Source organism: Pseudoduganella lurida (assembly GCF_007830455.1).
GTDB lineage: Bacteria > Pseudomonadota > Gammaproteobacteria > Burkholderiales > Burkholderiaceae_D > Rugamonas > Rugamonas lurida.
In genome coordinates, this window is sequence record NZ_VLLB01000010.1 from 173,891 (window position 1) to 196,403 (window position 22,513).

22 protein-coding genes are annotated in these 22,513 nt (G+C 64.9%); 14 read left to right on the forward strand and 8 right to left on the reverse strand.

The features are described 5' to 3' along the window. Nucleotides 1-60 precede the first annotated feature (60 nt). Together IP91_RS22540 and IP91_RS22545 are read left to right on the forward strand one after the other, a co-directional pair. The gene (locus IP91_RS22540) at nucleotides 61-1,515 is read left to right on the forward strand and encodes a nitrilase-related carbon-nitrogen hydrolase (RefSeq protein ID WP_145652194.1); all 1,455 of its coding nucleotides are present in this window, start codon (nucleotides 61-63) and stop codon (nucleotides 1,513-1,515) included. Nucleotides 1,516-1,604: 89 nt separating this feature from the next. Next, a complete protein-coding gene (locus tag IP91_RS22545) occupies nucleotides 1,605-3,926 on the forward strand; it encodes an FdhF/YdeP family oxidoreductase (protein WP_145652196.1) in 2,322 nt (773 codons plus the stop codon). A gap of 142 nt (nucleotides 3,927-4,068) precedes the next feature. Here IP91_RS22545 and IP91_RS22550 read toward each other — a convergent pair whose 3' ends face one another. Continuing rightward, nucleotides 4,069-6,303: an NADP-dependent isocitrate dehydrogenase gene (locus IP91_RS22550; RefSeq protein ID WP_145652199.1), complete on the reverse strand. Its 2,235-nt coding sequence runs from the start codon at nucleotides 6,301-6,303 to the stop codon at nucleotides 4,069-4,071. Between the two features lie 440 nt (nucleotides 6,304-6,743). Here IP91_RS22550 and IP91_RS22555 point away from each other — a divergent pair, with 440 nt between their 5' ends. From IP91_RS22555 to IP91_RS22565, 3 genes are all read left to right on the forward strand, one after another. Further along, nucleotides 6,744-7,403, forward strand: a complete 660-nt coding sequence (locus IP91_RS22555; RefSeq protein ID WP_145652201.1) for a glutathione S-transferase family protein — start codon at nucleotides 6,744-6,746, stop codon at nucleotides 7,401-7,403. Between the two features lie 4 nt (nucleotides 7,404-7,407). Then, nucleotides 7,408-7,935: a DUF1993 domain-containing protein gene (locus IP91_RS22560; protein WP_145652204.1), complete on the forward strand. Its 528-nt coding sequence runs from the start codon at nucleotides 7,408-7,410 to the stop codon at nucleotides 7,933-7,935. Nucleotides 7,936-8,163: 228 nt separating this feature from the next. Then, nucleotides 8,164-8,559 carry a VOC family protein gene (locus IP91_RS22565; RefSeq protein ID WP_229474842.1) on the forward strand — a complete coding sequence of 132 codons (396 nt, stop codon included), beginning with the start codon at nucleotides 8,164-8,166 and terminating at the stop codon, nucleotides 8,557-8,559. A 40-nt stretch (nucleotides 8,560-8,599) separates the two neighbouring features. Here the strand turns inward: IP91_RS22565 and IP91_RS22570 are convergent, their stop codons facing one another. The 4 genes from IP91_RS22570 to glmS form a co-directional block, all read right to left on the reverse strand. After that, complete coding sequence (locus tag IP91_RS22570) at nucleotides 8,600-9,529, reverse strand: alpha/beta fold hydrolase (protein WP_145652206.1); 930 nt, start codon at nucleotides 9,527-9,529, stop codon at nucleotides 8,600-8,602. A gap of 105 nt (nucleotides 9,530-9,634) precedes the next feature. Next, nucleotides 9,635-10,807, reverse strand: a complete 1,173-nt coding sequence (locus IP91_RS22575) for an acyltransferase family protein (RefSeq protein ID WP_145652208.1) — start codon at nucleotides 10,805-10,807, stop codon at nucleotides 9,635-9,637. A 147-nt stretch (nucleotides 10,808-10,954) separates the two neighbouring features. Beyond that, nucleotides 10,955-11,584: a cupin domain-containing protein gene (locus IP91_RS22580; protein WP_158643189.1), complete on the reverse strand. Its 630-nt coding sequence runs from the start codon at nucleotides 11,582-11,584 to the stop codon at nucleotides 10,955-10,957. Nucleotides 11,585-11,659: 75 nt separating this feature from the next. Continuing rightward, the gene (gene glmS, locus IP91_RS22585; protein ID WP_145652212.1) at nucleotides 11,660-13,489 is read right to left on the reverse strand and encodes a glutamine--fructose-6-phosphate transaminase (isomerizing); all 1,830 of its coding nucleotides are present in this window, start codon (nucleotides 13,487-13,489) and stop codon (nucleotides 11,660-11,662) included. Between the two features lie 142 nt (nucleotides 13,490-13,631). Here glmS and IP91_RS22590 point away from each other — a divergent pair, with 142 nt between their 5' ends. Both IP91_RS22590 and IP91_RS22595 read left to right on the forward strand, forming a co-directional pair. Next, a complete protein-coding gene (locus tag IP91_RS22590; protein ID WP_145652213.1) occupies nucleotides 13,632-14,096 on the forward strand; it encodes an Lrp/AsnC family transcriptional regulator in 465 nt (154 codons plus the stop codon). Nucleotides 14,097-14,753: 657 nt separating this feature from the next. Then, entirely contained in the window at nucleotides 14,754-15,356 is a 603-nt protein-coding gene (locus tag IP91_RS22595; RefSeq protein WP_145652215.1) for an acyl carrier protein phosphodiesterase, read from the forward strand. On the opposite strand, the gene glmU is transcribed toward IP91_RS22595, so the two are convergent. Beyond that, entirely contained in the window at nucleotides 15,340-16,713 is a 1,374-nt protein-coding gene (glmU, locus tag IP91_RS22600) for a bifunctional UDP-N-acetylglucosamine diphosphorylase/glucosamine-1-phosphate N-acetyltransferase GlmU (protein WP_145652217.1), read from the reverse strand. The two genes, IP91_RS22595 and glmU, sit on opposite strands and share 17 nt — an antisense overlap. A 41-nt stretch (nucleotides 16,714-16,754) precedes the next feature. Between glmU and IP91_RS22605 the strand changes: the two genes are divergently transcribed. The 6 genes from IP91_RS22605 (at nucleotide 16,755) to IP91_RS22630 (ending at nucleotide 20,766) form a co-directional block, all read left to right on the forward strand. Beyond that, nucleotides 16,755-17,627 carry a DUF6279 family lipoprotein gene (locus IP91_RS22605; protein ID WP_229474844.1) on the forward strand — a complete coding sequence of 291 codons (873 nt, stop codon included), beginning with the start codon at nucleotides 16,755-16,757 and terminating at the stop codon, nucleotides 17,625-17,627. 139 nt (nucleotides 17,628-17,766) lie between these two features. Beyond that, complete coding sequence (locus tag IP91_RS22610) at nucleotides 17,767-18,456, forward strand: NUDIX hydrolase (RefSeq protein WP_199754714.1); 690 nt, start codon at nucleotides 17,767-17,769, stop codon at nucleotides 18,454-18,456. A gap of 158 nt (nucleotides 18,457-18,614) precedes the next feature. Beyond that, nucleotides 18,615-19,241, forward strand: coding sequence for a 16S rRNA (guanine(966)-N(2))-methyltransferase RsmD (gene rsmD, locus IP91_RS22615; RefSeq protein WP_145652221.1), 627 nt, complete (start codon nucleotides 18,615-18,617; stop codon nucleotides 19,239-19,241). An 83-nt stretch (nucleotides 19,242-19,324) separates the two neighbouring features. Further along, the gene (gene coaD / locus IP91_RS22620) at nucleotides 19,325-19,822 is read left to right on the forward strand and encodes a pantetheine-phosphate adenylyltransferase (RefSeq protein WP_145652223.1); all 498 of its coding nucleotides are present in this window, start codon (nucleotides 19,325-19,327) and stop codon (nucleotides 19,820-19,822) included. Between the two features lie 4 nt (nucleotides 19,823-19,826). Then, nucleotides 19,827-20,084 (forward strand): YfhL family 4Fe-4S dicluster ferredoxin, encoded by a 258-nt coding sequence (locus IP91_RS22625; RefSeq protein WP_145652225.1) that lies wholly within the window; start codon nucleotides 19,827-19,829, stop codon nucleotides 20,082-20,084. Between the two features lie 94 nt (nucleotides 20,085-20,178). Continuing rightward, entirely contained in the window at nucleotides 20,179-20,766 is a 588-nt protein-coding gene (locus IP91_RS22630) for a chalcone isomerase family protein (protein ID WP_145652226.1), read from the forward strand. Between the two features lie 119 nt (nucleotides 20,767-20,885). On the opposite strand, the gene IP91_RS22635 is transcribed toward IP91_RS22630, so the two are convergent. Beyond that, nucleotides 20,886-21,098, reverse strand: a complete 213-nt coding sequence (locus tag IP91_RS22635) for a hypothetical protein (RefSeq protein ID WP_145652228.1) — start codon at nucleotides 21,096-21,098, stop codon at nucleotides 20,886-20,888. 105 nt (nucleotides 21,099-21,203) lie between these two features. On the opposite strand from IP91_RS22635, the gene IP91_RS22640 reads away from it, so the two are divergent. After that, on the forward strand, nucleotides 21,204-22,169 hold the full coding sequence (locus IP91_RS22640) for a LysR family transcriptional regulator (protein ID WP_145652230.1): 966 nt from the start codon (nucleotides 21,204-21,206) through the stop codon (nucleotides 22,167-22,169). Between the two features lie 48 nt (nucleotides 22,170-22,217). Here the strand turns inward: IP91_RS22640 and IP91_RS22645 are convergent. Then, a partial coding sequence (locus tag IP91_RS22645) for a transposase (protein ID WP_145652232.1) occupies nucleotides 22,218-22,513 on the reverse strand: 296 nt, incomplete at its 5' end.

Sequence of the window (22,513 nt, forward strand, 5' to 3'; positions counted from 1 at the left end):
GAGCCACCCGAAGTTTTTCTTCGATGCTAGAGTTGTGGTTCCGTCCACGCAGGAACCGCCATGCGCCACCACGCCACGCACTTCGGAATCGACCTTGCCCTCGCACTCGCGGGCGGCATCGCCATGCGCCATGCGTTCGGCCTCGATCCCGTGTGGTGGCTGGCCTGGCTGGCGCCGGCACCCGTGCTGGTGGCGGCGCTGCGCAGCGGACCGTGGCGCGCCTTCCTGCTGACGCTGCTCGCCGGCCTGGTTGCCAGCAGTGCCAGCTTCCACTACTTCACGCTGGCGATGCCGCTGCCGGTCGCCGTGCTCGTCACCGTGCTGCTGGCGCTGACGTGGGCGCTGGTGGTCGGCCTGGCGCGGCGCGTGCTGCTGCGCGTGGCGTCGCCCTGGGCGGTGCTGGCCTATCCGCTGCTGTGGTGCGCCGTCGACACGCTGATGGCCCACCTGCACCCGGACGGCAACTGGAGCAGCCTGGCGTATTCACAGGCGCAGTTCCTGCCTGCCGTGCAGGTGCTGGCACTGGCCGGTACGGCCGGCCTGGTGTTCGTGCTGTCGCTGCTGCCGGCAACGATTGCGCTGGCCGTGCAGCGGGGCTGGCAGGCAGCCCGCACGCCGCTCCTGCTGGCGCTGGTGCTGACGGTGGCCACCTTCGCCTACGGGTTCGCGCGCATTCCGTCGACGGCACCGCCGCAGGGCGACCTGGTGGGCCTGGCCGTCATCGACGACTACCTGGGCCCGCGCGTGCCCCCGTCGCTGGGCCAGCAGGTGTGGACGCAGTACGAAGCCCACGTGGCGGCGCTGGCCGGGCAGGGCGCCCGCATCGTCGTGCTGCCGGAGAAGATCGACACCCTGACGCCGGCCGCGGCGCAGGCACTGCAGGCGCGCCTGGCCGCGCTGGCGGCCCGCCACGGCGTCTGGCTGGCGGCAGGCATCGGCGTCGACGATGACGGCAGCAAGCGCAACCTGGCCTGGCTGATGACGCCGGACGGCCATCTCGATGCGAACTACCAGAAGCACCACATCGCGCCGCCCGAACGCGAGTTCCTGCCCGGCGCGGAGTACGCGGTGCGCGTGGCAGCCAGTGCCCGCTACGGCCTGGCGATCTGCAAGGACCTGCACTTTGCCGCGATGGGCCGCGCCTACGGCACGCGCCAGGTGCAGGCGCTGCTGGTGCCCGCCTGGGATTTCGACGAGGATGGACTTTACGCCGCGCGCCTGTCCGCGCTGCGCGGCGTGGAGAGCGGCTTCGCGATGGTGCGCGCGGCGCGCCAGGGCCTGCTGACGGTCACCGATCCGTATGGCCGCATCGTGGCCGAAACGCCGTCCGCCGGACTGCCCGGCACCACGCTGCTGGCGCGAGTGCCCGCGCAGCACGTGGCCACGCTGTATGCCCGCACGGGGGACCTGTTCGGCTGGCTGTGCACCGCCGCCGCGGCGCTGCTGCTGGTGCTGGCATTCGGTCCCCGCGGTGCGCGCGCCGTGCCGCGGGAGGCCGCCGCCACTGTCGCGTGAAGGTGCGCGAATAGTTGCTGTGTGTCTTTTGAACATCGGCCGCTTCACATTCTCCGTACAATCGCCCGCTCGATAACGAGGGAGGCTGTATGGGCAAGAAAGACGTTCCGGGCATCGGCGAATACGGCGGACCGGCCGGGGGATGGGGCGCGCTGCAGGCCGTGGCGAAGGCGATCCGCGGTCAGATGGCCGTCGATCACAGCGTGATCATGCTGCAGGTGAACCAGCCGCAGGGCTTCGACTGCCCCGGCTGCGCATGGCCCGATCCGCGCGAACACTCGTCGTTCGAATTCTGCGAGAACGGCGCCAAGGCCGTGTCGTGGGAAGCCACCAACAAGCGCGTGACGCCGGCCTTCTTTGCCGAACACACCGTCAGCGAACTGTGGGAGTGGGACGACTTCAAGCTGGAATTCGAGGGCCGGCTCACGCACCCGATGGTGTACGACGCCGCGACCGACAAGTACGTGCCGATCGCCTGGGACGAAGCGTTCCGGCGCATCGGCCAGATCCTGCGCGAGCTGCCGGATGCGAACATGGCCGAGTTCTACGCCTCCGGCAGGGCATCGAACGAGGCGGCCTTCCTGTACCAGCTGTTCGCCCGCGAGTACGGCACCAACAACTTCCCCGACTGCTCGAACATGTGCCACGAGGCCACCAGCGTCGGCCTGCCGCAGTCGATCGGCGTGGGCAAGGGTACCGTCACGCTGGACGATTTCTATGCATGCGACGCGATCTTCTCGTTCGGCCACAACCCCGGCACCAACCACCCGCGCATGATGGCGACGCTGCGTGCGGCGGCCCTGCGCGGCGCACCCGTCGTGGTGTTCAATCCGCTGAAGGAACGCAGCCTGGAGCGCTTCAAGTCGCCGCAGAGCGCCATCGAGATGACGGTCGGTAAAGCGGTGCCGATCGCCACCCATTACTACCAGCCGAAGGTGGGCGGCGACTGCGGCGTGGTGAAGGGCATCATGAAGGCGCTGCTGGCGGCCGATGCGGCAGCCGTGGCGGCCGGCGGCGCGGGCCTGCTGGACCGCGACTTCATCCGCGACCACACCAGCGGCTACGCAGCGCTGCAGGCCGATCTCGACGGCACCTCGTGGGAGGAGATCCTGGAGGTGTCCGGCCTGTCGCGCGAGCAGATCGAGGAAGCGGCCGCCGTGTATGCGAAGGCCGAGCGCGTGATCGTCTGCTACGGCATGGGCATCACGCAGCACCGCCACGGCACCTCGAACGTGCAGCAGCTGGCCAACCTGCTGCTCCTGCGCGGGAACATGGGACGCGAGGGCGCCGGCATCTGCCCCCTGCGCGGCCATTCGAACGTGCAGGGCGACCGCACGGTGGGCATCACGGAAATCCCCACCGGGGGCTTCCTGGACGCGCTGGAACGCGTCTACGGCTTCCAGGCACCCCGCGAGCACGGCCATGGCGCCGTCGCCGCCATCGAGGCGATGCGCGACGGCCGCTCGAAGGCGCTGATCTGCCTGGGCGGCAACCTGCCGGTGGCGATGTCGGATCCCGATGTCTGCTTCGAAGCCATCCGCGGCCTGGCGCTCAACGTGAACATCGCGACGAAGCTGAACCGCTCGCACCTGCTGGTGGGGCAGAACTCGTTCCTCCTGCCGTGCCTGGGCCGCACCGAGCTCGATGTGCAGGCGACCGGGCCGCAATCGGTGACGGTGGAAGACTCGATGTCGATGGTGCACGCCTCGCGCGGCTCGCTGCCGCCCGCGTCGCCCGAGCTGAAATCGGAACCGGCCATCGTGGCCGGCATCGCCCGCGCCACGCTGCCGCAGTCGCAGGTGCCGTGGGAGAGCTATATCGAGGACTACAGCCGCATCCGCGACGCGATCGAGCAGGTGTTCCCCGACTTCGCCCGCTACAACGAACGGATCGGCCAGCCGCGCGGCTTCCGGCTCGACGTTCCCGCCAGCCGGCGCGAGTGGCGCACGGACACGGGCCGCGCCAACTTCCTGGTGGCGGACGCCGGCCAGCGCCCGCTGGCACGCCCCGAGGTGAAGGATGCGCTGGTGCTGGCCACCGTGCGCAGCCACGACCAGTACAACACCACGATCTACGGCAAGAACGACCGCTACCGCGGCATCACCGGCCGGCGCGACGTGATCTTCGTGAACGGCGACGACCTCGCCGAGCGGGGCCTGCAGCATGGCGACATCGTCGACGTGGAAGCGGTGGCCGAGGGCGACGATGCGCGACGCGTGCTGCGGCAGGTGGTGGCGGTGGCGTTCGACATTTCGCGCGGCTCCGTGGCGGCGTACTACCCGGAAGCGAACGGGCTGGTGGCGCTGTCGAACATCGACGGGCGCAGCGGCACGCCTTCGTACAAGTCGGTGCCGGTCGTGCTGCGCAAGGCGGCCGGCGAGGCGCGGGATTTGTCGGTGGAGCGGGTGTAGCAGTCGGAGGTAGCTGCTGCGGCGGATCGACGCCGGTGAACTGGTGTCGGACACCAGGTCTTTGCCCGGCTGGACGAGACGTAAAAAAACCCCGGCGCCTTCGCAGGCCACCGGGGTTTTTATCAACAAACGCAGCGGGTGCTTACGCGCCCAGCGCCTCCAGCGCGCCGTTGAACGTGGCGCTCGGCCGCATGATGGCCTTCACCTTCGCCGTATCGGCCAGGTAGTAGCCGCCGATGTCGGCCGGCTGGCCCTGCACCGCCAGCAGCTCGGCAACGATCTTCTGCTCGTTCTCGCCCAGCGACTTGGCCAGTGGCGCGAAGTAGGCCGCCAGTTCGGCGTCGTCCTTCTGCGCGGCCAGTTCCTGTGCCCAGTACAGCGACAGGTAGAACTGCGAGCCGCGGTTGTCCAGCTCACCCGTCTTCGGCGATGGGGACTTGCGGTTGTCCAGCAGCTTGCCGGTGGCGGCGTCCAGCGTCTTTGCCAGGACCTTGGCCTTGTCGCTGCCCGTCTTGATGCCCAGTTCTTCCAGGCTCACGGCCAGCGCCAGGAACTCGCCCAGCGAATCCCAGCGCAGGTGGTTTTCTTCCGTCAGCTGCTGCACGTGCTTCGGTGCCGAACCGCCGGCGCCCGTTTCGTACATGCCGCCACCGGCCATCAGCGGCACGATCGACAGCATCTTGGCCGAGGTGCCCAGTTCCATGATCGGGAACAGGTCGGTCAGGTAGTCGCGCAGGATGTTGCCGGTCACGGAGATCGTGTCCAGGCCGCGGATCACGCGTTCCAGCGTGTAGCGCATGGCGCGCACCTGCGACATGATCTGGATGTCCAGGCCCGTCGTGTCGTGATCCTTCAGGTACAGGGTGACCTTCTTGATCAGTTCATTCTCGTGCGGACGGTACGGGTCCAGCCAGAACACGGCCGGCATGCCGGAGTTGCGCGCGCGGGTGACGGCCAGCTTGACCCAGTCGCGGATCGGCGCGTCCTTTACCTGGCACATGCGCCAGATGTCGCCCTGCTCGACGTTCTGCGTCAGCAGCACTTCGCCCGTGGCCAGGTCGGTGATGTTGGCCACGCCGTCTTCCGGCACTTCGAACGTCTTGTCGTGCGAGCCGTATTCCTCGGCCTGCTGGGCCATCAGGCCCACGTTCGGTACGGTGCCCATCGTGCGCGGATCGAACGCGCCATGCCATTTGCAGAAGTTGATGATCTCCTGGTAGATGCGGGCGAAGGTCGATTCCGGAATGACGGCCTTGACTTCCTTCAGGCGGCCATCGGCGCCGTACATCTTGCCGCCGGCGCGAATCATGGCGGGCATCGACGCATCGACGATCACGTCGTTCGGCGAATGGAAGTTGGTGATGCCCTTGGCCGAATCGACCATGGCCAGCGCCGGACGGTTTTCCTGGCAGGCGTGCAGGTCGCGCTCGACTTCTTCGCGCTGCGAGGCGGGCAGGGTGGCGATCTTGTTGTACAGGTCGGCCATGCCGTTGTTGACGTTGATGCCCAGACTGTCGAACAGCGCGCCGTGCTTCTCGAACGCTTCCTTGTAGAACATGCGCACGCAGTGGCCGAACACGATCGGGTGCGACACCTTCATCATCGTGGCCTTCACGTGCAGCGAGAACATCACGCCGGTCTGCTTGGCATCCTCGATCTGCTTTTCATAGAAGTCCAGCAGCGCCTTGCGGCTCATGAACATCGAGTCGATGATCTCGCCGTCCTGCAGCGCTACCTTCTGCTTGAGCACGATGGTCTGGCCGGACTTGGTGATGAGTTCCATCTTGACGTCGCGCGCGCCCTGCAGCGTCAGCGATTTTTCGCCGTGGTAGAAGTCGCCGTGCGTCATGTGCGACACGTGGGTACGCGAGGCCTGCGACCACTCGGCCATCGAGTGCGGGTTCTTGCGCGCGTATTCCTTCACGGCGCGCGGTGCGCGGCGGTCCGAGTTACCTTCGCGCAGGACCGGGTTCACGGCGGAGCCGGTGCACTTGCCGTAGCGGGCCTTCAGGGCCTTTTCTTCGTCCGTCTTCGGATCGGAAGGATAGTCGGGCAGGGCATAACCTTTACCCTGCAGTTCCTTGATGGCGGCCTGCAGCTGCGCGACCGATGCCGAGATGTTCGGCAGCTTGATGATGTTCGCATCCGGCTCGAGCGTCTTCTTGCCCAGTTCGCTCAGCACGTCCGGCACGCGCTGCTCTTCCGTCAGGTACTCGGGGAAGTTCGCCAGGATACGGGCGGCAACGGAGATGTCGGCCTCGTCGACCTTGATGCCGGCCGGCTTGGTGAAGGTCCTGACGACCGGCAGGAAGGCGTGGGTCGCCAGCAGCGGCGCCTCGTCGGTCAACGTGTAGATAATGGTCGGATCATTGCTCATGCGCTTATTCCTCGGATGTCGCGGGTTCAAATTCTGGAAAATCCTCGCCTGTCTGTCGCTTGCGGCCAATGCTGCACGCATGACCCGACACTGAAAGCGTGAACGGACAGCGTGAAATCATAACTCACTTCGCAGCCCTCACTTCGCATCCCGCTTCGGCTTCGCAACCGGGTCGCGCGGGCCACCGCGGCAGCGCCGTCATACGGTGCCGCACTGGTCATGACCGGCGTCGTACGCCCTGGGTGAAGTCAGGTCTGCATCAAGTCTGCATCTAGTCTTATATAAGATATAGGACAGGCACCGTATTATGCCCCAGCTTTTGGCGCGATACCAGTTTTTGCACGGGCGGCGGCCACGCCAAATGCATTGCGTTCGTGACCAATAGTTAACTTTGCCCCCGGTGTCGGGTAAGATCGGCGCTCCCGTCCAGCGAGTCCGCCATGAACCTGAGCCTGTATGCCCATCCGTTCTCCTCGTACTGCCAGAAGGTGCTCGTCGCGCTGTACGAGCACGACCTGCCGTTCACGCTGAGGCCCGTGAACGCGGGCGACGCCGCGGCCGACGAGGAGTTCGCCGAGCGCTGGCCGATGCGCCACATGCCCCTGCTGACGGACGGCCCGCGCAGCGTGGTGGAAGCCAGCATCATCATCGAATACCTGGAACGCTACCGGCAGGACGCACCGCCGCTGCTGCCCGCGGAGGCCGACAGCGCGCTGCAGGTGCGCTTCCTGGACCGCTTCTTCGACAACTACGTGATGACACCGATGCAGCGCATCGTCTACGACCATGTGCGTGCGGAAGGCGAACACGATCCGCGCGGCGTGGCCGATGCGCGCGCGATGCTGGAGCGTTCGTATGCCTGGCTGGATGCCCAGCTGGCGGGCCGCTACTGGGTGGCCGGCGATGCGTTCACGCTGGCCGATTGCGCCGCCGCGCCGGCGCTGTTCTACGCGGACTGGGTGCACCCGATTCCCGCGCAGCTGGCCAACACGGCCGGCTACCGCGCGCGGCTGCTGGCAAGGCCGTCCTTCGCCCGCGCCGTCGACGAAGCGCGGCCGTACCGGCGCTTCTTCCCGCCCGGAGCACCCGACCGGGACTGAGGCCATGCAAAGCGAAGGCATCGAACCTCGCACCGTCGTACCGACCAGGCTGTTCATCCACTACCTGCGGCAGCTCGATGGCCTGCTGCGGCGCGTCGAACGCTTCGATCCGGCCATCGGCGGCCAGCGCCTGCATCCGGACATGTTCCCGCTGCTGCAGCAGGCCCGCACGGCCACCGGCTTCGCGCTGCGCACCAGCTGCCCGCTGGCCGGCCGCGAGATCGTCTCGTTCGGCGAAGGGGACGATAGTTTCGCCAGCCTGTACCGCGAGCTCGACGACACGCTGCGCTATCTCGCCGCGATACCCGACGCCGCATTCGACGGCATGGCCGCCCGCACGATCGACACCACAGCCGGCTTCGCACAACTGCGTCTTGGTGGCGCGGCGTACTACACGATGTATTGCCTGCCCAATTTCTTTTTCCACTACAGCATGGTGTATGCGATCGCACGCCAGGCCGGCGTGCCGGTGGGGAAGGGCGACTTCGATGGCTATCACGGTTATCCGGCGGGGTTTTCGTTCGAGGCCTGATGCCTTGTGCCATCCCTTGTGCTACGATGGCGGCGCTGTCTCCCGACGGCCGTAAGCGTTCACGTCAACCAACGCCCACAGGACCAGTTCATCGCCGATGAATGGTTCGGGGCGTGAGCACGTCGCTTGCAGCATGGCCTTCCGCCGCGCCACCCGGCCGGCACCATGGCCGGCCTCCCGAATCCTTCCGCGTTGCTGAACTGCTCCTCCATCGATCTGGAGTCAAGCATGTCCATGCCAACCATGAAGTTCAACCACATCAGCTTTCCATCGCGCGACGTCGCCGCCACCGCGGCATTCTTCGAGCGCTACCTGGAGTGCACCTCGTCCACCTTCGGCACCAGCGCCATCCTGAAGCGCCACGATTTCGACATCGTGATCGAGGATGCCGGCGCGCGCCCCGTCGCCTGGCCAGAGAATTTCCATATCGGCTTCGAGCTGCCGACCGTGCACGACGTGGAGGCGCTCTACGCACGCTTCCGTGACGGCGGCGCGCAGCTTCCCACCGAAGTGCTGCGCCACGTGCGGGGCTCGCGGTTCTTCGCCGCGATCCCGGGCGGGGTGCTCGTGGAGATCAACACGCGCGAGGATGCCGCCGAGGCGTTTCGCGCCACCTTCCGCTAAGCGCTGAACGAAACGCCAGCCTGCGAGGGCTGGCGTTTTTTCACTGCGTGAGGAACTGCACCAGCTTCGGTATCACCACCTGCGGCGCTTCCTCCATCAGCCAGTGCCCCGACCCCGGCACGACCACGCCTTCCACATTGTCCGCCACCAGCCTGGCCTGGGTGACGAGCACGTCACCGGAGGCTTTCTCGCCTGCGATCACCAGCAGCGGCATGGGCAGCTTCGTTTTCCCCAGCTCGGCAAAGTCCTTGGCATCCTGTTCGAAATTGCTGAAGTAGGCCATGCCCGCTTTCATGTGGCCAGGCTTGCCGTATTCCTTCGCGTAGAAGCGGCGGTCCGCTTCGGACAGCGACTTGGTCTTGTCCGCGGCGAAGTCGTTCCAGAAGTGTTCGAAGTAGATGCGCTCGCGGCCTGCCACCAATGCCAGCGGCGTCGGACCATAGAAGTGGAAGTGCCACAGGTCGCGCAGCAGCCACACATCGCGCCAGTTGCCGATGCCGGGCAGGAAGGCATCCATCAGTACCAGGCGCTGCACCTCGGAGGGATACTGCGCCGCATACGCGTAGGCCACCATCAGGCCGATATCGTGGCCCACCAGCTTGATCGGCCCCAGTTTCAGGCCGGTGACCAGCGCGTGGATGTCGCGTGCCAGCGCCACCTTGCCGTAGCCCTCGTCGGGCGCCGCGGAGGAACCGGCACCGCGCAGGTCCGGCGCGATCACCAGGTTGGTCTTGGCCAGCTCCTTCATCAGGGGACGCCACATGTGCGAGGTCTCCGCATAGCCATGCAGCAGGACGATCGGCGCGCCCTTGCCGGCCACCAGGTAATGCAGGCGCACGCCGTTGGCTTCGGCGAATTTGCTGGCGATGTCCTGCGCCGATGCACTGCCACCAAGGGCGGCCAGCGTAAGGGTGAATGCGATGAGACGAATGCAGCGCGAAAGCAACGAATGGCAGTTCGATAGGCTCATGAGGTGTCCCCGGAAAAGTGAAGTCAGCGGCGTACATGGCGGCGCCACGCTGCGCTGCTGACTGCATCTTCGTGCCGGGCTGGCGGCAGCGCCAGTAAATCGGCGTTAATTCGTGTTTGCCACCGTGCCTTGGACAACGCCGACATCACGCTTGTGCATCAGGCGCTGGCTCAGCCACCGGCGCACCGGGATGTCGTAGAACGTCAGGCAGATCCATGCCACGGCGACGCAGGCCAGGAACGCGCCGACCAGCACCGGCCATGCGGTGGCCAGAGGCACCTTGTTGTTGCCGACCCACGCGGTGTACGTATAAATGAAGGGATAGTGGGTGATGTAGATCGGATAGGAAATCGCGCCGAGGAAGGCGCAGCATTTCGTTCCCATGCGCGTGGTCACCTTGCCACTTGCCCCGATGTAGACGACCAGCGGGAAGACGGCGACGATGCACAGGGCCTCGTACAGGCCGTTCTTCCACAGGTCGGCCGGGCCGCCGAACCGTGGCAGTGCCAGTGCGATGACGATGATCGCGCTGCTGAGCAGGAAGGCATGCTTCACGCGGCCGACCGTGACGACGCGCGACAGCAGCAGGCCGGCGAAGAACGGATACAGCATGCGTGTCATGCCCAGGCGGACCTGCACCGGATCGAGCGACCAGCCACCGATCACGTCGCCGTTCGGACCCGTCACGCAGTAGTGCACCAGCACGCAACCGGCGACGAACACGCACAGCGCCAGCACGGTGTTCGAGAACTTGCGGACGAACAGCGCGTACAGGATATTCGCCACGTATTCATAGAACAGCGACCACGCGGGACCATCGAGCGGATGGATTTCGCTCCAGCCGCGGACATCGAGCGCGCGGCCCACGGGGATCAGCGTCATGCCGATCACCATCACCACCAGCATCAGCCAGAGCGGCGTCTCGCCGATCTTCGGGAAGACGGTGCCGGCCTGGAAGTAGAACATCAGCGCGCCGATGATCATGCCCACGACGATCATCGGGTGCAGACGGATCAGGCGGCGTTTGAAGAACTCCGTGGTGGACATGTGGCGCCAGCGGTCATCGTACGCATAGCCGATGACGAAGCCGGAGAGGACGAAGAAGAAGTCGACGGCCAGGTAGCCATGATTGATGATCTGCTCGAAGCGGCTGGCGGCGTGGGCTTCGAACAGGTGGAACGCGACGACGATCAGCGCTGCCACGCCGCGCAGGCCGTCGAGGATGGCGTAGTGGGGTTTGGTGTCGGTGAAGCTGGGAGATGCGGGACTTTGTACCACTGGGTCTCCTCCGTATTGTTATGGATGTGCCTGATTATCGCGCAGATGGAATCGCTTCCACGCATGGCAGTAAAAAAAGCCGGCGCTAGGCTCGCCGGCCTCGAAGACACTGCTCAAGGTGCGCGCAGCTCGCCTGCATGCGTCACGCTAGCGGTCGCAGAATCCGCTGGGCTGCCAGTCGCCACCTGGCACCACTGCCGCTTGACCGTGCGGCGCCAGAATCAGCACCAGGTTGCGGCGGCCACGCGGCGCTGCCTGCAGATGGGGACCACGGTCGACAAGATAAGTGCTGCCAGCGCCAACCCGCTGCCTGTCGTCAGGCGTTTCCATGCATTGTTCGCCCTCTATCACATAGAACGCCTCCGGCCCGGGATGCGAGTGCACCCGTGTGCGCATGCCGGGCGGGAAGATCGATTCCGCGAAGTGCGCGGTCACGGGACCGGCTGGAGGATGCAAGGGCCCGATGACAGCGCGCGGGGCCCCGCCATCGATACGCGCAGATTTCTCATCCAGCACGTACAACCAGATCCGCGAGTGGGCTTGCGCGACAGTCGCCCAGCGGTGCCGGCCTGCCTCGACCGTCGCCGCCTCCAATGTCGGGAACTGGTGGATATGCCAGTACAGCTCACCCGGCGGAGATGCCATTTCCAGCCGGCCGGTCTGATAGCAGCCGGGCGATTCCCGGTCGGTCGGCACGGGTGCCGTGCACAGGCCCGGTACCGGAGGCACCTCGGCTTGTGCGATGGATACGGCAAGCAGAAGGATGGATGCAAGCATGGCGGCCTCTTGCGAAAGTGGATACGGGTCAAGCATAACTTCCCGGCCCCTGTGCGCATAGCCCGCCGAAGCCGCTTACTCCACAGTCACCGACTTCGCCAGATTCCGCGGCTTGTCCACATCCGTGCCCCGCGCGAGGGCGGTGTGATACGCCAGCAGCTGCAGCGACACCACGTGCAGGATCGGCGACAGCACGCCGTAATGCTCCGGCATGCGGATCACGTGCACGCCTTCACCGGACGTGATCTGCGAATCGACGTCGGCAAACACGTACAGCTGGCCGCCGCGGGCGCGCACTTCCTGCATGTTCGATTTCAGCTTCTCGATCAGCGCATCGTTCGGGGCGATCGTCACCACCGGCATTTCTTCCGTCACCAGCGCCAGCGGGCCGTGCTTCAGTTCGCCGGCCGGGTAGGCTTCGGCGTGGATGTACGAGATTTCCTTCAGCTTCAGCGCGCCTTCGAGCGCGATCGGATAGTGCATGCCGCGGCCCAGGAACAGCGCGTTTTCCTTGCGGGCGAAGTCCTCGGCCCAAGCGATGATCTGCGGCTCCAGCGCCAGCACGGCGGTGATGGCCGATGGCAGGTGGCGCATGTCCTTCAGGTGGGATGCTTCCTCCGCGTCCGTCAGGCGGCCGTTGACCTGGGCCAGGGCCAGCGTCAGCAGGAACAGCGCGGACAGCTGCGTGGTGAAGGCCTTCGTCGACGCCACGCCCACTTCCACGCCGGCACGGGTGATGTAGGCCAGCTTGCATTCGCGCACCATGGCGCTGGTGGCCACGTTGCAGATCGTCAGCGTGTATTCCATGCCCAGCGAGCGGGCGTGCTTCAGCGCGGCGATCGTGTCGGCCGTTTCGCCGGACTGGGAGATCGTCACCACCAGCGTCTTCGGATGCGGCACGCTGTCGCGGTAGCGGTATTCGCTGGCGATTTCCACGTTGACGGGCACCTTGGCGATCGATTCGATCCAGTACTTCGCCGTCAGGCCGGAGTAGTAGCTGGTGCCGCAGGCCAGGATCAGCACGCGGTCGATGTCCTTGAAGACCTGGTAGGCGCCGTCGCCGAACAGTTCCGGCATGATGCCCGTGACGCCTTCCAGCGTGTCGCCGACGACGCGTGGCTGCTCGAAGATTTCCTTCTGCATGTAGTGGCGGTACGGACCCAGCTCGGCCGCACCGGTGTGGGCGTGCACGGTCTTGACTTCGCGTTCCACCGGCTTGCCGTTCACGTCGGCGATCCACACGCGGCCCAGCTGCAGGTCGACCACGTCGCCCTCTTCCAGGTAGATGATCTGGTCGGTGGTGCCGGCCAGCGCCATGGCATCCGATGCGACGAAGTTCTCGCCCTGGCCGATGCCGACGATCAGCGGCGAGCCCTGGCGTGCGGCCACCACACGGTGCGGTTCCTCGCGGGCGAACACGGCGATGGCGTAGGCGCCATGCAGGCGCTTGACGGCCTGCTGCACGGTCTCGAACAGGTCGCCGGTGTACAGGTGGTCGACGAGGTGGGCGATCACTTCGGTGTCGGTCTGGCTCTGGAACACGTAGCCCAGGCTGGTCAGTTCGTCGCGCAGCTCTTCGTGGTTCTCGATGATGCCGTTGTGGACCAGCGCGATGCGCGCGTTGTCGGAACTGGGCGAGAAGTGCGGGTGGGCGTTGTGCGAAGCCGGCGCGCCGTGCGTGGCCCAGCGGGTGTGGGCGATGCCCGTGAAACCTTCCATGCCGTCTTCTTTTGCCTGCTTCTCCAGTTCCGCGACACGCGAGGTGCTGCGCGAGCGCTGCAGGCGGCCATCGACGTGCAGCGCGACGCCGCACGAGTCATAGCCGCGGTATTCGAGGCGCTTGAGGCCTTCGATCAGGATCGGGGTGATATTACGCTGCGCTACTGCGCCGACGATGCCGCACATGGTGACCTCTGGAAGATGTTGAACTGGAAACCATGGTAGAGCAGGCCAGTTGAAATATGCTTACTTAATTAGAACCTTTATGAAATAATATTTCGTAATGTTCCTGTCATGATTTTTTATTTCAAATTCCTTCAAAATATTTATGGATATTTCTCTGGACGAGATCGACCGGCGTATCCTGACCGTGTTGCAGCAGGATGCGTCGATCACCAATGCCGAGCTGGCCCAGCAGGTGCACGTGTCCGCACCCACCTGCCTGCGCCGCGTCAAGCAGTTGCGCGATGCGGGCGTGATCGCGCGGCAGGTAGTCATCGTGGCGCCGGAGAAGGTGGGCAGCCAGCTGACGGCGATCGTGGAAATCACGCTCGACGTCCAGGCGGCGGACCGCATGGAGCAGTTCGAAACGCATGTGGCGGCCGAAGTCGCGGTGCTGCAGTGCTACCGCGTCTCGCCCGGCCCGGACTTCGTCCTGGTGGTGCAGGTGACGGACATGCCCGCCTACCACGCGCTGGCGCACCGGCTATTTACCAGCCATGCCAACGTGCGCAATGTAAAGGCTTACTTCAGCACTTTCCGCAGCAAGTTCGAAACCCGCATCGCCGTCTAGCAGTTCGGTTATCCCGGATTTTCCACAGCCTGTGCACCGATTGTCCCGGTGCTTGTCCACGGCCTTTCCACAGCAATTGGGGGACTTGTCTCCAGCTTGTACCGGGGTTATACGGCCTTGCCCACAAGCTTATGCACAGTCTTGTTCACAGGATTTCGAGGGGCGTTCCACGCAATGGGCGGCCGTGCTGGTAAACCATGCAGACCGGACTTCATCCCCAATGCCTTTGGAAAGGCGGGTGTGGAAAACGCCCCTGCTTGTGCACAGCGCGGTATCTGCAAGACACGTGAGAAGACGCCATCGCACGTACCGATGGCGTTCGCTCAATTCTCAGGCAGTCGATACCGCCCAGCACTTGTTATCGGAGCTGTGAACAGCTTGTCCCATATCTTTTCCACAAAGTTATGCACCGCAGTCACTTCAATTTGGAAAGCCACAAACCCCGTCATACAAGGCTGTCCACGGCTTGCCCACCGCTTGCCCCACCTGTTGCCAACAGCTTTATCCCCAATTGCTTCAAAGCGGGTCCTGGCGGCTGACGCGTTCGGCGTTCCAGATCGGCATATGGCTTTTCCCACCGATTACACACCGGCTATCCACCCGCTTCTGCACAGGCTTGTCCACAGCGGCGCCTGCCCGCAACGGCTAGAATGGCCCATGAACTACCTTGCTCACGTATATCTGGCGCGGCACAGCGCTGCGGCGATGGTCGGTGCGATGCTGGGCGACTTCGTCAAGGCGAACGACGTGCTGGACTATCCGCCCGAGATCGCCCGCGAGATCCTCCTGCACCGGCATGTGGACAGCTACACGGACAGCCATCCCGTGGTGCGGGAAGCGCGCGAACTGTTCGGGGAAGGGCGCCGCCGCTATGCCGGCATCGTGCTGGATGTGTTCTACGACCACGAGCTGAGCCGTCACTGGGATGCCTGGTGCGACACACCGCGTCACGCACTCATCGCGCAGTTCTACCGTGCGTTGCAGGCCCATGAGGCGATCCTGCCGCTGCGGCTGCGCGAGATGCTGCCCTACCTGGTGCGCCAGGACTGGCTGGGCAGTTATGCGACGTTCGAGGGCGTGGAGGGAACGGTCGTGCGCGTATCGCGCCGCCTGAGCCGGAATGGCGAGCTGCTGCGCGACGGCATCGGCGACCTGGTGCGGCACCGGGACGCCATCGCGGCAGGCTTCGAACGCTTCTTCCCCGACCTGGTGCGGTTCGCGGAAGGGCGCCGGGAGGAACTGCTTACTTCTTCTGCTTGACCGGGCGCTGCCAGCCTTCGATCGTGACCTGCTTCGCGCGGGAGATCGTCAGCTTGCCGGCCGGGGCATTCTTCGTCAGCGTGGTGCCGGCAGCAATCGTGGCCCCCGCACCGACCGTGACGGGAGCGATCAGCTGGCTGTCACTGCCGATGAAGGCGTCGTCCTCGATGACGGTGCGGAACTTGTTGGCGCCGTCATAGTTGCAGGTGATGGCGCCGGCGCCGAAGTTCACGCGCGAGCCCATGTCCGTGTCGCCCACGTAGGCAAGATGGTTGGCCTTGCTGTGCGCGGCGATATTGCTGTTCTTGACCTCGACGAAGTTGCCGATGTGGACATCCTCGCCCAGTTCGGAACCGGGGCGCAGGCGCGCATACGGGCCGATGATCGACTTCGCGCCGACATTGGCGCCCTCGATATGGCACAGCGCCTTGATCTGCACGCCGGCGCCGATCGTGGCGTTGACGAGCATGCTGTGCGGGCCCACCGTCACACCATCCTCCAGCACCACCTTGCCTTCGAACACGCAGCCGACATCGATCGTCACGTCGCGTCCGCAAACGAGCTCGCCACGGATGTCGATACGCGCCGGGTCCATCACGGTCACGCCTTTTTCCAGCAGCGCCAGCGCCAGGTTGCCCTGGTGGATGCGCTCCAGCTGGGCCAGCTGGACTTTGCTGTTCACGCCCAGCACTTCCCACTCGGCTGCCGGGTGTGCCGACACGACTTCCACGCCGTCGGCGACGGCACGCGCCACGATGTCCGTCAGGTAGTACTCGCCCTGGGCATTATTGTTCTGCAGCGAGGCCAGCCAGGTCTTCAGGTGGCCGGTCGGGATGCACATGATGCCGGAGTTGATTTCCTTGATGGCACGCTGTTCCTGGGTGGCATCCTTCTCCTCGACGATGCGGACAATACGGCCGCCTTCGCGGACGATGCGGCCCAGGCCGAAGGGATCGGCCTGCACCACGGTCAGGATACCCAGCTTGTCCTGGCCCGCGGCATCGACCAGGCGCTGCAGCGATGCGGCCGTAGTCAGCGGCACGTCGCCGTACAGCACCAGCGTGGGGACGGATTCATCCAGCACCGGCAGCGCCTGCATCACGGCATGGCCCGTGCCCAGCTGCGGTTCCTGCAACGCGGCCGAGATATCCAGGCCGCCGGCCTTGTAGGATTCCAGCGCGGCCAGCACCGTGGCGCCGCCGTGCCCGTAAATCACACATAATTTAGTCGGAGCAAGGCTGCGTGCCGTGTCGATCACATGCGACAGCAGCGGCTTGCCAGCCACGGGATGCAGCACTTTCGGCAGGGCCGACTGCATGCGCTTGCCCATGCCAGCGGCGAGGATCACAACATTCATAAGCTCACTTCGGTTTAATTAATAATATGCAAAAGTCTAACATGCAGTCCCGTTCTTTCCGTACCTGGTGCGCCATCGCCCTGCTGGCGGTACTTGCCGCCTGCAGCTCCCTGAAACTGGCCTACAACAATGGCGACACGCTGCTGTACTGGTGGCTGGACAACTACGTGGACTTCGACGGCGACCAGCGCGCCGAGGTCAAGAAGGACATCGACAACCTGTTCCGCTGGCACCGCAAGACGCAGCTGCAGGACTACACCCAGTTCCTGCAGCGCGCCCAGAAGCAGCTGCAGTCCAACCCGTCGCCGGCCGACCTGCGCGCCGACTATGACGACATCCGCGCCCGCACCCAGGCCCTGCTGGTGAAGGCCGCGCCGGACATCGCCGACCTGGCGCTGTCGCTGAAGCCGGAACAGCTGGACCAGATGGAGAAGAAGTTCGAGAAGAACAACGTCAAGTTCCGCAAGGAGAACATGAAGGGCAGCCGCGACGACCAGAACGAGTTCCGCTACAAGAAATCGATGGAGCAGTTCGAGCTGTGGTTCGGCACCTTCACCAGCGAGCAGAAGGCCATCATCCGCAAGGCATCGGATGCCCGTCCGCTGGACAACAACATCTGGTTCGACGAGCGCCAGCGCCGCCAGCGCAACGTGCTGAACCTGGCCCGCAAGATCGTGCAGGAAAAGCCGAGCCGCGAGCAGGCCACGGCGCAGATCCAGGCGCTGATCCGCGACAGCTTCAGCCGCATGGACAACTCCGAGCGCAAGCCGTTCTTCGACAGCTACACCAACAGCACGATCGAGCTGGTGCACACCGTGATCCGGATCGCCACGCCGGAGCAGAAAGCCCATGCGCAAAAACGCATGCAGGGCTGGATCGGCGACTTCTCCACGCTGGCCGCCGAGGTGAAATAAGCTGAACATCGGGGACAGCCACCTATTCTGAAGCAAGATGCGTGGTGCTCCAGAACAGGTGCCTGTCCCGAAGGACGTGGCCTGTTCCCGAATAGCGTCCTGTGCTACGGTGGCATCTTCACCAACACCGAGCCCTGCCATGTCCCTTCCCGACGCCGCGCCCGCGGCCGATTCCCTTCCTGACGATGCATCCGCCGAGCCCGGCATGTGGCTCGGCATCGCCCAGCGACTCCAGGCGCTGGCCATGGCCGGCCTGGCATATGAACCGCACGTGTTCGACGCCGAGCGCTACCAGGAAGTGCTGGCGCTCAGCCACCGCATGCTGGCGCACCTGACGGACCAGCCGGTGGCCAGCTTCGCGGATGCCGTCGCCACCGAGCGCGGCTATCCCACGCCGAAGGTCGATATTCGCGCGGTACTGTTCCAAGGAACGGACCGCATCCTGATGGTCCGTGAAACCTTCGATGGCGGCCGCTGGTCGCTACCGGGCGGCTGGGCCGATGTGGGCTGCACGCCGTTCGAAGTCGCCGTGAAGGAAGTACGCGAGGAAACCGGGCTGGACGCGCAGGCCGTGCGTCTCCTAGCGCTGTGGGACAAGCGCCAGCATCCCCATCCGCCGCAGGCCTGGTATGTCTACAAGGCCTTCGTGCTGTGCCAGGCCACCGGCGGCGCGCTGCTGGCGCAAACGTCCGAGACCACCGAGGTGCGCTGGGTGGCGCAGGACGAGCTCCCGCACCTGCCACTGTCGACGGACCGCGTCACGCTGTCCCAGCTGAACACCCTGTTCGACTTCGCCCGCAATCCTGCGCTGCCCACGTTGTGTGACTGAAAAGTTTCCAAAAAACGGGGACAGTCCCCTTTTTTTGGAAATATTTTGCCGCCCACCAATGCCGGCGGCCGCGCATGTTTCCTGAAAAATGGGGTCTGTCCCCATTTTTCAGGAAACATGGCCGCTATAATGCCGCCTCCTGTCCATTCCCCTCTCTCATGCAGAAGAACAAGCCCGCCAAAGTCCCCGTCCACGGTCCCCAGCACAACCGGCAGGTGCGCATCATCGGCGGGGAGTGGAAACGCACGCCGTTGCCCGTGCTCGAAGCGATGGGCCTGCGCCCGACGCCGGACCGGGTACGCGAGACCGTCTTCAACTGGCTGAACCACCTGCGCGGCGACTGGGGCAACCTGCGCGTGCTGGACCTGTTCGCCGGCAGCGGCGCGCTCGGCTACGAAGCGGCCAGCCGCGGCGCGCAGCACGTGACGATGGCCGATGCCAATGCCACCATCGTCCGGCAGCTACAAACCATCCAGGAAAAGCTCAAGGCCACGAACGTGACGGTGCTGCGGGCCGATGCGCTGGCGCTGGCGCAATCGCTGGCCGGCCGCGCCCAGCAGTTCGACGTGATCTTCCTCGACCCGCCGTACCAGCAGGATTTCCTGTCGCGGGTGCTGCCCCTGTGCGCGAAGCTGGTGGCCGGGAGTGGCCTGGTGTACGCCGAATCGGGTGAACCGCTGCCTGCCGAGGATGCCCGGCCGGAGTGGATGGCAGGCTGGCAAGTGGTGCGCGAGGACAAGGCCGGCATGGTCCACTTCCACCTGCTGGAACGCGCCGCGCCCTGAGCGGAACGCCGGCCGGCCCTCTCGGCGTGCACTGTTTTCAGGCATAATGCGCCCTTGATTGAAGCATAAAGGGGGGAGCCGCAATGGTTGTAGCTGTTTATCCGGGCACGTTCGATCCGCTCACCCGGGGTCACGAGGACCTGGTGCGCCGCGCCTCCGGCCTGTTCGACACGCTGGTGGTGGGCGTGGCGGACAGCAAGAACAAGCGTCCCTTCTTCTCGCTGGAAGAACGCCTGGAAATCGCCAACGAGGTGCTGGGCCATTACCCGAACGTGCAGGTGGAAGGCTTTTCCGGCCTGCTGAAGGATTTCGTGCGCAAGCACGATGCGCGCGTGATCGTGCGCGGCCTGCGCGCCGTGTCCGATTTCGAATACGAATTCCAGATGGCGGGCATGAACCGCTACCTGCTGCCGGATGTCGAAACGCTGTTCCTCACCCCTTCCGACCAGTACCAGTTCATCTCCGGCACCATCGTGCGCGAGATCGCCCAGCTGGGCGGCGACGTATCGAAATTCGTGTTCCCCTCCGTCGACCGCTGGCTGCGCAAGAAGATTGCCGATACCGGCGATACCGAGGTGTAAGACCATGGCATTGATCATTACCGACGACTGCATCAACTGCGACGTGTGCGAGCCCGAGTGCCCGAACGAAGCGATCTTCATGGGTCCGGAAATCTACGAGATCGATCCGAACAAGTGCACCGAATGCGTGGGGCACTTCGACGAACCCCAGTGCCAGCAGGTCTGCCCCGTCGCCTGCATTCCCTTCGATCCCGCCTGGCGCGAAACGAAGGACGAGCTGTTCGCCAAGTACGAACGCCTGGAAGCGGCCAAGGCCGCCTGAAGCGCGCCGCCGCAAAAAAGCATGATCGTGCGTGAGCCGGATTCGGCGGTGGTATAGTGCAACGGCACTTCCCCAACCAGAATCCGGAGACACGATGAATGCCACCCGCAGAACATTGATCCACGGCGCCTGCGCGCTGCTGCTTGCCGCCAGCCTGCCCGCGCTGGCCGCCACCACCGTTGCCGACGTCAGGTTCGACGATACCGCCACCGTGCAGGGCCAGGCCCTGAAGCTGAACGGCGCCGGCCTGCGCACCAAGGTGATATTCAAGGTCTACGCGCTGGGCCTGTACCTGCCGGAAAAGAAAACCACCGCCAGCGACATCCTCGCCACGCAGGGTGCGCGGCGCGTGCAGATCGTCACGCTGCGCGACCTGTCCTCGGAAGACTTCGGCGACGCCTTCATGAAGGGCCTGAACGCGAATACCGACCAGGCCGAACGCACGCGGCTGCTGTCGCAAACCAAAACCTTCGGCGAGATGTTCGCCTCGATTCCCGGCCTGAAGAAGGGCGACGTGCTGCTGGTGGACTGGATACCCGGCACCGGCACCGTCTGCACGCTGAACGGCAAACAAATCGGCCAGACCGTGCCGGAACTGGCATTCTACAACGCGATCCTGCGGATCTGGATCGGCGACAAGCCGGCCGATACCGACCTGAAGCCGAAGCTGCTGGGGGGCTGAGCAGGTTCGCTAGTGAATATTGGATAGTTTTTGGGCGGATGCGGATTGCTATCATCCACAAACGAAAACCCGGGCCGAGACCCGGGTTTTTTCGATGTGTCGCCGGGGCGAACTGCGCGTCAGGCCTGGGAGGCGAGCGCGGCGTTGCGTTGAAGGCGCTGGGCCTTCGTCAACTTCGGCCGCACGACCAAGAAGGCAGCCAGCGCCAGCCCGCGCAGCAGGGGCCGGAACAGCACCAGGAAACCGATGGCCAGGGCGCATGCCAGCAGCAGTTGCAGCGCGTCCCCGACCGACAACGGCATGAACTGGGCGACGGACACAAAAGTAGGCATGGTTTCTCAGGTAGTTTAAAATCTGACGATAATATAGTGCAGCGCAACATATCAATCCAATTCTGTTTCCCAATACTAATCATCACCCTTCTGAATGACTGACTCATGAGCTTCCTGACGCTGGACTTGAACCTGCTGCGCGTTTTCGATGCCGTCATGACCGAGCAGAACCTGACCCGGGCTGCCGGCCATCTCGCCATGACGCAGCCCGCCGTCTCGAACGCCATCAAGCGCCTGCGCGAGAGCCTGGGCGACGAGCTGCTGATCCGAACCGCCTATGGCGTGAAGCCAACGCCCCGCGCCGAAGCGCTGTGGCCGTCCGTGCGCAGCGCGCTGGCGTCGCTGGAAGCGGCCGTGGCGCCCGGCTCGTTCGACGTGTCGAAAGCGCACGCCACCTTCCGGCTGGCAATGGCCGATGCCACGGCGGCCTTCTTCCTGCCCTCGCTGATGCGCTCGATCGAAGCGGAAGCCCCGGGCATCAATGTGCGCATGGTGCCGCTGACGACGCGCGAACCGCGGCCGATGCTGCTGCGTGGCGATATCGACCTGGCGGTGGGCTTCTTCCCCGGCGTGGCCGCGCAGCTGTCCTATGAAACGGCCTCGCCGATCCGGCACGAGCGGCTGTATTCGGGAACCTATGTGTGCGTGATGCGCCGCAATCATCCGCTGGCCAAGGGCGAGCTGACGCTGGACAGCTACTGCGAAGCGAACCACCTGCTGGTGAGTTTCTCGGGCCGCGCGCACGGCCTGGTGGACGAGGCGCTGGCCCAGCTGCAGCGCGAACGCCGCATCCTGTTGACGGTGAACCAGTTCTTCACGGCCGGCCGCGTGGTGGCCAACTCGGACCTGCTGACGGTGCTGCCGAAGCACCTGATTGCGTCGACCGGCATGACGGAAGCGCTGATCTACAAGGACCTGCCGTTCCAGCTGCCGGCCGTCCACCTGGACATGCTGTGGCACGAACGCGACGCCCGCAGCCCGGCCCACAAATGGCTGCGCGCCCAGATGGAAGGGGCCCAGCAGATGGCGATCCGCGCCCCGGCGCCCGCCGCGAAAGCCGAAACCCGCTGATCTGCAGCCGAGCCCGTGTCCACCTTGGGGTCAGCAACTGTGTCGCGTCTAACGTGTCACGGTAGCAGCCTCCCATGGCCGAGCGTCTCGTAGCACGGCGTTCATCGTAACGAGCAGCTTGCGCATGCAGGCGACGATCGCGACCTTCTTGATCTTGCCTACTGCGACAAGCCGCTCATAGGTGTTCTTTATCGCGCTGTTCGAGCGTATCGCAGCCAAAGTTGCCATGTACAGCACTGCGCGTACACACGCTCGCCCACCGAAGATTCGTCGCTTGCCCTGCATCCTGCCGCTGTCGCGGTTGTATGGACAGACGCCAACGAGAGCACTGACTTCGTGCCGAT